Origin of the sequence: Brevundimonas sp. A19_0, assembly GCF_017744255.1 — a bacterium.
Taxonomy (GTDB): domain Bacteria; phylum Pseudomonadota; class Alphaproteobacteria; order Caulobacterales; family Caulobacteraceae; genus Brevundimonas.
In genome coordinates, this window is the sequence record NZ_JAGHQP010000007.1 from 111,590 (window position 1) to 123,297 (window position 11,708).

7 protein-coding genes are annotated in these 11,708 nt (G+C 65.6%); 5 read left to right on the forward strand and 2 right to left on the reverse strand.

Going from position 1 to position 11,708, the window contains the following annotated elements; all coding sequences use genetic code 11:
• The first annotated feature begins 58 nt into the window (after positions 1 to 58).
• From J7346_RS08855 to J7346_RS08870, 4 genes are all read left to right on the forward strand, one after another.
• Complete coding sequence (locus J7346_RS08855) at positions 59 to 3,106, forward strand: TonB-dependent receptor (RefSeq protein ID WP_209119548.1); 3,048 nt, start codon at positions 59 to 61, stop codon at positions 3,104 to 3,106.
• A 445-nt stretch (positions 3,107 to 3,551) separates the two neighbouring features.
• A complete protein-coding gene (locus J7346_RS08860) occupies positions 3,552 to 4,748 on the forward strand; it encodes an MFS transporter (protein WP_209119549.1) in 1,197 nt (398 codons plus the stop codon).
• On the forward strand, positions 4,745 to 6,265 hold the full coding sequence (locus J7346_RS08865; RefSeq protein ID WP_209119550.1) for a tryptophan halogenase family protein: 1,521 nt from the start codon (positions 4,745 to 4,747) through the stop codon (positions 6,263 to 6,265). Before J7346_RS08860 ends, J7346_RS08865 begins: the two co-directional genes overlap by 4 nt.
• On the forward strand, positions 6,262 to 7,791 hold the full coding sequence (locus J7346_RS08870) for a tryptophan halogenase family protein (RefSeq protein ID WP_209119551.1): 1,530 nt from the start codon (positions 6,262 to 6,264) through the stop codon (positions 7,789 to 7,791). The genes J7346_RS08865 and J7346_RS08870 overlap by 4 nt, the downstream gene beginning before the upstream one ends.
• Here J7346_RS08870 and J7346_RS08875 read toward each other — a convergent pair.
• A complete protein-coding gene (locus J7346_RS08875; RefSeq protein WP_209119552.1) occupies positions 7,788 to 8,759 on the reverse strand; it encodes a glycoside hydrolase family 5 protein in 972 nt (323 codons plus the stop codon). The two genes, J7346_RS08870 and J7346_RS08875, sit on opposite strands and share 4 nt — an antisense overlap.
• Before the next feature lie 173 nt (positions 8,760 to 8,932).
• Between J7346_RS08875 and J7346_RS08880 the strand changes: the two genes are divergently transcribed.
• Positions 8,933 to 10,135 carry a cation:proton antiporter gene (locus tag J7346_RS08880; RefSeq protein ID WP_209119553.1) on the forward strand — a complete coding sequence of 401 codons (1,203 nt, stop codon included), beginning with the start codon at positions 8,933 to 8,935 and terminating at the stop codon, positions 10,133 to 10,135.
• Positions 10,136 to 10,164: 29 nt separating this feature from the next.
• On the opposite strand, the gene J7346_RS08885 is transcribed toward J7346_RS08880, so the two are convergent.
• Entirely contained in the window at positions 10,165 to 11,457 is a 1,293-nt protein-coding gene (locus J7346_RS08885) for a sugar MFS transporter (RefSeq protein WP_209119554.1), read from the reverse strand.
• Between the last annotated feature and the right edge of the window lie 251 nt (positions 11,458 to 11,708).

The following is an 11,708-nucleotide window of genomic DNA, read 5'->3' on the forward strand; positions in this document are numbered from 1 at the left end:
CACAAAATGACAGCGCTGTCAGACTGTCGTTAAATAGACATCTCCGAGGGGGGAAATCGTGGCTGTTATCCAATTGGGCCTGGGCGCCCCTGTGCGTGGACGTCTGCGCGGCCTGCTCTGCGGTGCTTCGGGTCTGGCTCTGGGGACGGTGCTCCTCGCCACCCCGGCGCAGGCCCAGGACGCAGCCGGGCAGGATCCCGAAGCGACCCAGGTCGAAGACATCATCGTCACCGGCATCCGGTCCAGCCTGCGCAATGCCCAGTCCATCAAACAGGACTCTGACGTCTTCGTGGACGCCATCAGCGCCGAAGACATCGGCGCCCTTCCTGACCGATCGGTGACCGAGGCGCTGCAGCGCGTGCCGGGCGTGTCCATCAGCCGCTTCGCCGGTGCCAACGACCCGGACCACTTCTCGGTCGAGGGCTCGGGCGTCGTGGTCCGCGGCCTGACCTTTGTCCGTTCCGAGCTCAACGGCCGCGACACCTTTTCGGCCAACAACGGACGCGACCTGTCCTTCGCCGACGTTCCCCCCGAGCTGCTGGGCAGCGTCGAGGTCTTCAAGAACGTCTCGGCCGACATGATCGAGGGCGGCATTGCCGGCACGGTCAACCTGAACACGCGCCGTCCGTTCGACAGCCCTGGCCGAATGATGGCCCTGTCGGTTGAGGGCAACTACGGCGACCTGGAGCAGAAACTCACCCCGACAGTGTCGGCGCTGATCAGCGATCGCTGGGACACCGAGGCGGGTGAATTCGGCTTCATGCTCAGCGGCGTTTATTCCCAGCTCCAGTCGCGTTCCGACGGCCTTCAATCGCTGAACTACCGGCTCGACCAATCGACCAGCAGGGACCTGTGGACCCCCTCGGGTCTCGCTTTCCGGACCCAGTCCTTCGACCGCGAGCGGACGGGTCTGGCGGCGGCGGGCCAATGGCGCTCGAACGACCGCACCATGGAGGCCACGGTCCAGTATCTGCGATCCGAGTCCACCCAGGCATGGACCGAGAATGCGATCGAATCCATCGTCGACGACACAGGCAATCGGGTACCGCTACCGGGGACCACCTGGGAGTATGACGACGACGGTATCTTCACCAGCGGGATCATTACCTCGAACGCCGGATGGCGCTCGGCCGACCCGTCGGTGCCGCTCGAAGGCATCCAGCACAGCTTTGTCAAACGCGGCGTCGATCAGCGCTACGTCACCAGCGACCTGGGCTTCAATCTGAAATGGTCGCCGACCGATCGTCTGCGGCTGAATTTCGATGGCCAGTATGTGGAGTCGACGGTCGAGAACACGGACTTCCAGATCGCCAACTCCTTCTTCGCCATCGACGTCATCGACCTGACAGGCGACACGCCCACGCTTGGCCTGCTTCCGCCCAACGCTGGTGGCACGGGCGATATCGGCGCCTTCCTCGCGGACCCGTCCAACTACTACTGGCGCAATGCCATGGACCACAAGGAAGACAGTGAGGGCGACGAATATGCCTTCCGGGCCGACGGCGAATACGATCTCGACGCTGGCTGGCTGGACTCGGTCAAGGTCGGCGCGCGCTTTGCCGAGCGCGACCAGACCACCCGCAACTCGCTGTACAACTGGGGTGTGCTGTCGGAAATCTGGAATGGCGCCACCGGACCGGTCTGGCTGGACCAGGGCAGTGTCGGCACGCCTCGCCTGACGGGCGGCCTGGGCAATGCAGGCCTGTTCGACTTCTCGCCGATGGGCGTGCCGGTCACGGCCTTTGGCTACGCCGGCAATCCCGGAAGCGACTACGACGCCGCTGTCGCGTTCGCACTCGGCATCAATCAGATCTGGGGCGGCGGCGGATGGGTGCCGCTGAACATGCGCTCCAATGTCGTGCCGGGCACGGACTACACGGCCGGCGAGATCAATTCGACGAATGAACAGACGCGGGCGGCCTATGCCCTGATCAAGTTCAGCAATGATGCTGACCCTGTCTGGGGCGAAAGCGTCTCGATCAGCGGCAATGTCGGCATCCGCTACGTCGAGACCACCATTACGGCGGAGGGTGCGCTCAGCTTCCCGACTCAGGCCCAGGTCTTCTCGGGCGACTGCAGTACGCCCCCCGCGCCGGGCAGTTCCCTCCCCGCCTTCTGCCTGCTGACCCCGGCGGAGCAGGCCCGGGCCCTCGCCTTCGCGACCGGGGCCTCGATCCCCAATAATGCGGAGAACACGTACGACAACTGGCTGCCCAGCGTGAACATCAAGGTCGGGCTGACCCCCGAATTCCTGCTGCGGTTCGGCTATACAGAAGCGATCCGGCGGTCTGATCTCGGCCTGACCCGTAATCAGCTGCAAATCACGCCGCGCGTCGTCAACAACCAGTTCCTGGGTTTCGAGGCCCAGGCCGGCAACACCTTCCTCGAACCGATCCGGTCCCAACAGTTCGACCTGTCCGCGGAATGGTATTTCGCGCCGACCGGCTCACTGACGCTCGCCCTGTTCCACAAGTCACTGGAAGGCGTGATCACCAACGGCTTCTACGAGCGGACCCTGACCAACGGCGGGGAGACCTACGACGTCTATGTCCGGGGGCCCACGAACGCGTCCGAGGACGGCGAAATCCAGGGCTTCGAGCTGGCCTATCAGCAGTTCTACGACTTCCTGCCCGGATGGTGGTCCGGCTTCGGCATCCAGGCCAACTACACCTATATCGACAGCTCGGGCGTGCCCCAGGAAAACCTGCAGGCCGACAAGGCCAATCCCGGTGGGACCGAACCGACCATCGACACCAGCCTGCTGCCTCTCGAGTCGCTGTCCGAGCATAACTTCAACTTCGCCGCCATCTACGAAAACGACACGATCTCGGCCCGCCTCGCCTACAGCTGGCGATCCGAATATGTGTTGACGACGCGCGACGAAATCGTGCCGTTCGCGCCGATCTATTCGGACGACACGGGCCAGCTGGACGCCTCGTTCTTCTACACGGTCAACCCCACCTTCAAGGTCGGTATCCAGGGCGTGAACCTGCTGGACGAGACCACCCGCACCTTCCAGGTGCTGGACGACCAACTGCTGAAGGCGCCAAGGTCGTGGTTCAAGAACGACCGCCGCTTCTCCTTCGTGGTGCGGGCGACCTTCTAGAGCGGAAGCGGGCGCGCCGGCCCCCGTGGTCGGCGTGCCCCGTCGTCCTGTTTTCAGCGCCCGGACAGGGCGCCGAGCAGGAAGGCCCTCAGGGTCCGCGCAGTATCCTGGCTGAGCGGACCCTGAATGCCGTGAGCGTGCGGGCGAGCGTATGCTCGACGGCGGGCCAATGTGCAACGCAGCCGCGCAGCACGACGGGTTAAGCGGAGGCTCGCGCTATGGCGAGAGCGAAACTGCCGTCAGATGTATTCACTGCCATCACGGGATGAGCCTTGACAGCGCTGTCCGAAGACGGCGCACTATGCCCGGAGAGCCTTGCGTTAGACAGGGTGCGGGAGGCGAAAGATTGCAAATGGACGGTGCGAAGTTGCATAGCGGCACCGCAGCAATGACAGTGCCCACCGCGATGCCCGTTGATCACATCCCAAAGCCGTCGGACGGTGCGGTGACCGGCGGGTTCATTGCCCTTTACACCCTGGCCCAGATCGGCGCCTTCGTCGCCTTCATCCCGATGCTGAATCTGCTTCTGCCGCTCAAGGCCGAGGCTGTTGATCTGTCAGGCAAGGCCGTGCTGCTCAGCCAGGTCATGGTGATCGGCGCCGTCGTGGCCGGGTTCGCCAATCTGGCGGCCGGCGTTATCAGCGACGGGACACGAGGGCCGTGGGGGCGGCGCAGGCCCTGGATTGCCGGCGGGGCTGTCGCCGTCGCCGCCGCCCACGGACTCGTCTATCTGGCGGACGGCCTCTGGAGCCTGATTGCCGCCGTCGTGGCGTTCCAGATCGCCCTCAATCTGATGTTTGGCCCGCTGAACGCCGTGCTGGCTGACCGGGTGCCGGACCAGCAGAAGGGCACCGTCTCCGCACTCCAGGGGCTCGCGCTCCCGACGGCGGGGCTGTTTTCCGCCGTGGTCCTGGCCATCGCCCTGGGCGGGCTAGCAGAGCGGTTCCTGATCACGGCCCTGGCCGTTCCGCTGCTGGTTCTCCCCTTTGCCCTGCTGGTGCCGGATCATAGCGAAGCCGGCCTTCCCGCCACGCGGCCCCGGTTGAGCCTGGGGGTCCTGACCGACCGGGACTTCCGACTGGCGTTTACCTCCCGCCTGCTGGTGCAGGTCAGCATCACCCTTAATGTCCTGTATCTGCTGTTCTACCTCCAGGACGTGGCAACCCTGCCGAACGCGTCCGCCGCCACGGCGGAAACGGCCTTCGGCTGGCTCATGACCGCCGGGACCCTCGGCGGGCTGATCTTCGGATTCATCGGGGGCATACTTTCAGACCGCACGCGGCGACGCCGGGTGCTCGTCATGAGCGGGGGCGTTCTGATGGCGATGGGGGCGGGCCTGATGGTGGCACAGCCGGTATGGCCGGGCCCCCTCCTGGCCCAGATCGTGTTCGGGATCGGCCTCGGCCTCTATTCGACCGTCGACATCGCTCTCGTCGCGGAGGTGCTGCCCGATCGGTCGAGCGCCGGCCGGGATCTGGGCGTGATGAATCTGGCCATCACCGTGCCCCAGATCGCCGCCCCGCTGATTGGCCTGGGCGTGCTCCTCGCCTTCGGCGGCGAGCTCCGATGGGTCTTCGCGATTTCGGCGGTCTTTGCATTTGTGGGCGCAATCGCGGTCATGGGTATCCGGAGAGTCCGATGACCGGCCGCAGCATTCGGCGTGTGGTGATTGTCGGCGGCGGTACGGCGGGCTGGATGACGGCCGCGGCCCTGGCCCGCCTGGTCAAAACCCCCGACGTTTCGATCCAGCTGATCGAGTCGGCGGAAATCGGGACGGTGGGCGTCGGGGAGTCCACCCTGCCCCACATCCGGGCCTTCAACGAGCGCCTTGGCATTGACGAAGCCGAGTTCATGAAGGCCACCCGGGCGACGTTCAAACTGGGGATCCAGTTCGAGGACTGGGGCCGCATCGGCGACCGCTACATTCACCCCTTCGGCGACTACGGCATGCCGGGGGGCGATGCGCCCTTCCATCACTACTGGCTCAAGGCGAGCGCTGAAGCCGACGTCGGGCCGATCGACGACTATTCCCTGCCCATCGTCGCGGCGCGGGAAGGACGGTTCGCGCCCCCGTCCGGCAACGCGCGGTCCCTGATGTCGACCTATGGCTATGCCTATCAGCTGGATGCGTCTCTCTACGCCCGCTTTCTGCGCACCCTGTCCGAGGGGGAAGGCGTCGAGCGGCTCGAGGGTCGCATCGTCGGAACCCGACAAGACGCTGAAAACGGCCTGATCACAGGGGTCGAGATGGAGAGCGGCTCGATCGTCGAAGGGGATCTGTTCGTCGACTGCTCCGGATTCCGCGGCCTGCTGATCGAGCAGGTGTTGAACGCCGGCTTTCGCGACTGGTCACACTGGTTGCCGTGCGATCGGGCAGTCGCCATTCCGTGTGCCACCGATCAGGCCACTGTGCCCTACACCCGCGCCCGCGCGCTGGAGGCCGGCTGGCAGTTCCGCATTCCGCTGCAGCACCGGGTCGGCAACGGCTACGTCTACTGCAGCGCCTTCCTGAGCCCCGATGCCGCCACGGAGCGCCTGACCGGCCTGCTGGAAGGCGCGCCGCTGAACACGCCGAACCACTTGCGGTTCACCGCCGGCCAGCGGCGACGGACGTGGATCGGAAACTGCGTTGCCATCGGCCTGTCGGGCGGGTTCATCGAACCGCTGGAGTCGACCAGCATCTATCTGATCCAGCAGGGTATCACCCAGCTGATCGCCCTGTGGCCCGACCGCGACTTCGCGCCCAAGGCCATCGACGAATACAATCGCTGGATGGATCTGGAATTCGAGCGGATCCGCGACTTCATCATCCTGCATTACTGCGCCACGGAACGGGACGATTCCGGGCTGTGGAACCACGTCCGCACCATGACCCTGCCCGACAGCCTGTCGGCGAAGCTGGAGCTGTGGCGCGAAGGGGGCGTGGTGCAGGAGTATCGCGACGGCCTGTTCCTTCACCCGAGCTGGGTCGCCGTCTATCTGGGACAGCGGGTGCGCCCCGCACGCTGGCACCCGCTGGCGGACCGTCGGGAGACGGCCCAGCTGATCCCGGCGCTGGCCCGACTACGCCAGACCGTGGCCTCGGCCGCCGCGAGTCTGCCGACACAGGACGCCTATATCGCCGGCTATTGCGACTGGCGCACCCTGGAGGCTTCATGAGTCCGCCCCCCTCCGGTCACCCGGCCCGCATCCGCAGCGTATGCGTCGTCGGTGGCGGCACCGCCGGCTGGATGACCGCGGCAGCCCTCGCCAAGGTGCTTGGGCCCCACTACGCCGAGATTACCCTGGTCGAATCCGATGAGATCGGCATCGTCGGCGTCGGCGAGGCGACGATCCCCCAGATCCGCCTGTTCAATCAGATGCTGGGGCTGGATGACGACGCGTTCGTCCGCCGCACCCACGGCAGCTTCAAGCTGGGCATCGAATTTGTGGACTGGGGCAAGCCGGGCGACCGCTACATTCACCCCTTTGGCCGCTATGGCATCGATATGGCCGGCGTGTCCTTCCACGCCTTCTATCTGAAGGGCCGGATGCTGGGCGAGACGCACGATCTGGCGCGCTATTCACTGGAGGCGTCGGCCGCCCGGGCCAACCGCTTCATGCGCTCGATCAGCGCCGGCAAGTCGCCGCTGTCCAACATCGCCTATGCCTATCATTTCGACGCGGGCCTCTACGCCCGCTATCTGCGCGAATATGCCGAGGCGCGAGGCGTGCGGCGTGTCGAGGGGCGCATTGTCGACGTCGCGATGCGACCCGCCGACGGCTTTGTCGAGAGCGTTGCGCTGCAGGATGACCGGCGGATCGAGGCCGATCTGTTCATCGACTGCTCCGGCTTCCGCGGCCTGCTGATCGAACAGGCCCTGCAGACCGGATACGAGGACTGGTCGCGCTGGCTGCCCTGCGATCGCGCCCTCGCCGTACCCTGCGAGAGCGCGGGCGAACTGACGCCCTACACCCGTTCGACGGCGCGCGAGGCCGGCTGGCAATGGCGTATTCCGCTGCAGCATCGGATCGGCAACGGCTACGTCTATTGCAGCCGCCACCTGTCGGATGATGAGGCCGCCTCGACCCTGCTGGCCAATCTGGACGGAAAACCGCTGGCCGATCCCCGCCCGATCCGCTTCACGACCGGGCGACGCAAGGCCTTCTGGAACCGCAACGTCGTCGCGCTCGGTCTCGCCTCGGGGTTCATGGAACCTCTGGAGTCGACAAGCATCCACATGATCCAGAGCGGTATCGCCCACCTGCTGACCATGTTCCCCGACCGGGGCTTCGACCCGGCCGAGATCGCTCGCTACAACCGCGTGATCGGCGAGGAATATGTCCGCATCCGCGACTTTCTGGTGCTGCACTATCACGCCAACCAGCGCCCCGGCGACTTCTGGGCCCAGATGCGCGGCATGGAAATCCCCGATGGCCTGCGGGAAAAGTACGAGCTCTATCGGGCCCGGGGCCGGATCTATCGCGAGAATGATGAGCTGTTCAGCGAGACCAGCTGGTTCGCCGTCATGGCCGGCCAGAACCTGTGGCCGGCAACCTATGACCCGGTGGCCGACGTGCTGACCGATGCGGAGACCCTGGAGCGGCTGGCCGGCGCGCGCGGCGTCTATGATGCCTGCCTGGCCCAGATGCCGGACCATGCCGATTTTATCGCCCGCAACTGCGCGATGGCTGCTGCAGCCTAGGGGTTCATCTCACGCAGCATCCGGCGAACGAGCTGACCGGACGGGCTGATCATGTCGTCGGTCCAGCCCCCCTGCCCTGACGCGCCCGGCATCAGCGCCGCCGATGTTTCGTCCTTGTCCGTGATCGACCAGTTCAGGTGGCTGATGCCGTGGGTCTCCATGAAGTCCCACCACAGCCGGGTCTCTGCTTCATCGAGAATGCCGTTTCCGCTCGCCTCGCTGGTACCCCATTCGGTGACGAACAGGGGGGCGCCCAGCTCCATCGCCTTCAACGCCTTGTCACGCAGTTCCTGGCGATGGGTGCCGGCATAGAAATGCAGGGTGTAGGCGACATTGGAAAACGGCAGCGGGTCGGCGGCGGCGATGTCCACGTCCTGCGACCATGACGGTGTCCCGGCGATGATCAGGTTGTCGGGATCAACGGCGCGAATGGCCGGGATCACGACCATGTGGAACGGCTTGACCACCTCGGCCCAGCCGTGGGTGTTGAGCGGCTCGTTGTAGACTTCATAGATGATGTTGGGGTGCTGCCCGTATTTGGCGGCGATCCGGGCGAAGAAGGCCGCGGCGGCCTCTGGATGCGGCTCATGCGCATGCCAGTCGACGATGACGTAAAGGCCTTCGGCGAGAGCGGCTTCGATGACGGTCTCTGTCCGGGCCATCTCCTGTTCCGGATTGGCCAGATAGCCGTCGTGGTCGACCGCGATCGCGGCGCGGACCACCGTCACGTTCCAGTCCGACTTCAGATGGGCCACGGCTTCTGCGTTGTAGAACTGCCCGCCCCACTGGCTCCAGAACAGCGACATGCCCCGCAGAACGACCAGAGCCCCGCTCTGGTCCACGACCCGCCCACCCTCGATCCGCAGGGCGCCGTGACGCTCTACGGGGGTCTGCGACAGGGCACAGCCAGCGAACAGCAGCGTCGAGACGCCAGCGACGAGGGTGAACAGTGTGCGAAGAAATGCCATGCCCCACCTTTGTTTGACAGCGCTGTCAGTCAAGTCAAATCTCTCATTTGGACGGCCTGGCCCGTTCACTTCGGGTTGCAGGGACAATAGAGGCCCGCAGGGTCCGGGGAAATACAGAAGCAGGATCATACGCATTCCTGACCTTGCATGGGCTGACGGACGGGAACGCCGACATGAATCACGCCACCCACACGGCGGAACTCTTCCTCATCGCCATGCTGATCATCTTCAGCGTGCCGTATCTGATCTGGCGCGGCCTTCGGACCGAGTATTATGCGCCGCTGGTGGTTGTGCAGATCGTCGGCGGCATCCTGCTGGGGCCCGGCGTTCTCGGCGCGGCCTTCCCCGAGGCCCATGCAGCGGTCTTCAACCCGCAGGTGATCGCAGCGCTGAACGGCGTGGCCTGGTGGGCGGTAATGATCTTCGTCTTCATCGCCGGGCTTGAGCTGGACCTGAGTGAGGCCTGGAAGCATCGGATCGAGACCGGGGTGACCGCGGGCCTGTCTCTCATCACCCCGCTGGCGTTCGGCGCCGTCGCGGCGATCGGTCTGTTGCGCTTTCCGGGGTGGGCTGGACCGGGCGGACAGGCGTGGCAAGTCGTCCTCGGCATCGGCATGGCCTGTGCCGTCACCGCGCTCCCGATCCTGATGCTGTTCAGGGACAAGCTGGAAATCCTGCGACAGCCGCTGGGCCAGCGCATCCTGCGCTACGCGAGCCTCGACGACATCGCGATCTGGGGCGTCCTCGCGCTTATCCTGCTGGACTGGGAGCGCCTCGGCCGCCAGGCCACCTTCGTCGTCGGCTTCGCCCTCGCAGCCGTCGCGGTCCGCGCTTTGATGAAGCGCATTCCCGAGTCTGACCGTTGGTACGTCGGGCTCATCTGGCTGGCGGCTTGCGGCCTTGCCGGCGACTGGTCGGGGCTGCATTTCATGGTCGGCGCCTTTCTGGCCGGCGTGGTGCTGGACAAGGCCTGGTTCGACCGCACCCGGATGGATCTGTTCCGGGACCACATCCTGCTGGCCATCATGCCGGTCTTCTTCCTGAGCACCGGACTGCGGACACACTGGGACGTCGGGGGCACCGCCGTCTTCATGGCCGCGGGCGTGCTGCTGGTCGCTTCCGTTGCGGGCAAGCTGGCAGGGGTTCACCTCGCGGGCCGGATCCTGAAATGGCGCAAGGGCGAGGCCTCGGTCATCGGCTGGCTGCTGCAGACCAAGGCCCTGATCATGATCATCTTCGCCAACATCCTGCTGGACCGGCAGATCATCACCAATGACGCCTTCACGGCCCTGCTGCTGATGGCCGTCGGATCGACCATGCTGACCATTCCAATGGTCACGCCCCTGCTGAAGCCCGGGCCGAAAAGACCGACCTGACCCGGCCCGGCAGCAAGGTGGGTTCGCCCTCAGTGCGAGCCCGGAGCGGCAACCACATCGGCCCGGGACGCCGGCGTCCGGGCACAGGACACAGCGAAGATGGTCAGCAACGCATAGCCCGCCAGCGGCACATAGAAGACGGGGTTCAGCGTTGTCGAGGCATCGGCCACCATCCCGGCCATCCACGGCAGAACCGCACCGCCGACGATGGCTGTGCACAGCAGGCCGGAGGTCGCCGAGGCCGCCGCCGAGGACCGCTCGAGCGTCAGGGTGAAGATGGTGGGGAACATGATGGAGTTGAACAGACCGATGGCGATGGCGGCATAGGCCGCCGTGACGCCGTCCATCTGCGTCACAGCGAGGCAGAGACCTCCCGCGATGAGGGTGCACATCGCCAGCAGCGCTCCCGGGTTGATGCGGGTCAGCAGGATGCTGCCGATCAGGCGCCCGACCATCGCGCCGCCCCAGTAGTAGCTGACCATCTTGCCGGCCTGCTCCAGCGGAATGTCGAGAATGTTGGGGCTGTGGAGGAAGTTGGTCAGCAGCGCGCCGATCGTCACCTCGGAGCCCACATAGAGGAAGATGGCCGCCGCCCCGAACAGGGCCCACTTCGAGGAAAAGGCCTTGAGCGGCGAGGAGACTTCAACCGTGGATCCGGCGGCCGCCGCATTGATCTTCTTGCGGGCCGTAAAGATGAAGAAGGCGATGAGGGCAAAGAAGCCCCCCATGGCCACGAAGGCGAAATCAATGCTGCGCAGCGACTCCGCGCGCGTGGTTTCCGTGATGACGGCACCCGCCGCAAAGACACCGCCCGTGAGCAGCACGGTCGACCCGAGATACGGCCCCAGCGTCGTGCCGAGCGAGTTGAAGAACTGCGAGAAGTTTAGGCGGGCGTGGGATCCCTTCGGCGTACCCAGTGCGGCGACCAGCGGGTTGGCCGCGACCTGCAGAAGCGTGACGCCGGAAGCGATCACGAACAGGGCCAGCAGAACCCCCGGATACCAGTCCAGTATGGTGGCCACCGGAACGATCAGGCATCCGCCGACCATCGTCGCCAGGGCGGCGATGATGGCCCGGCTGTATCCCAGCCTGGACAGGACGGCCGCCGCCGGCACCGACACGATGGCATAGGCGATGAACCATGCCGACGCGGCCAGGGTCGCCTCGGTATAGCTGAGATCGAACACCCGCCGGGTCGCCGCCATCAGCGGGTCGATCAGCGACGTCGCAAAGCCCCAGGCAAAAAACAGGGTGGTGACATAGGCGAACGCGGCGCCCGTGCCCCGGGTAACGCGTGCGGTCTGCGGCGCGGATTCGGTCATTCAACTCCCCCGACGACCCGGATCAGGCCATGGCCCGCCCAGATCATTTTCATTCTTGTTTGACAGCGCTGTCAGCATAGGCGCGCAGTGCTCCGTTTGGCAACCGCGATTCCGCTCATGGCACAGGACGCAGGGCCTCCCCGCCCCGCTCCCCCCTGGGATGGGGCGGCCCTGCATAAGCGGGGCCGCCCTGTGTGGCTTACATCCAGGCCCAGTCGTGGGTGGGCGGGGAGGCCCTGCGTCCTGTGCCA

Coding starts and splice junctions, on each gene's coding strand:
- J7346_RS08865 (WP_209119550.1), top strand. CDS start 4,745: ATGACCGGCCGCAGCATTCGGCGTGTGGTGATTGTCGGCGGCGGTACG.
- J7346_RS08870 (WP_209119551.1), top strand. CDS start 6,262: ATGAGTCCGCCCCCCTCCGGTCACCCGGCCCGCATCCGCAGCGTATGC.
- J7346_RS08875 (WP_209119552.1), bottom strand. CDS start 8,759: ATGGCATTTCTTCGCACACTGTTCACCCTCGTCGCTGGCGTCTCGACG.
- J7346_RS08880 (WP_209119553.1), top strand. CDS start 8,933: ATGAATCACGCCACCCACACGGCGGAACTCTTCCTCATCGCCATGCTG.
- J7346_RS08885 (WP_209119554.1), bottom strand. CDS start 11,457: ATGACCGAATCCGCGCCGCAGACCGCACGCGTTACCCGGGGCACGGGC.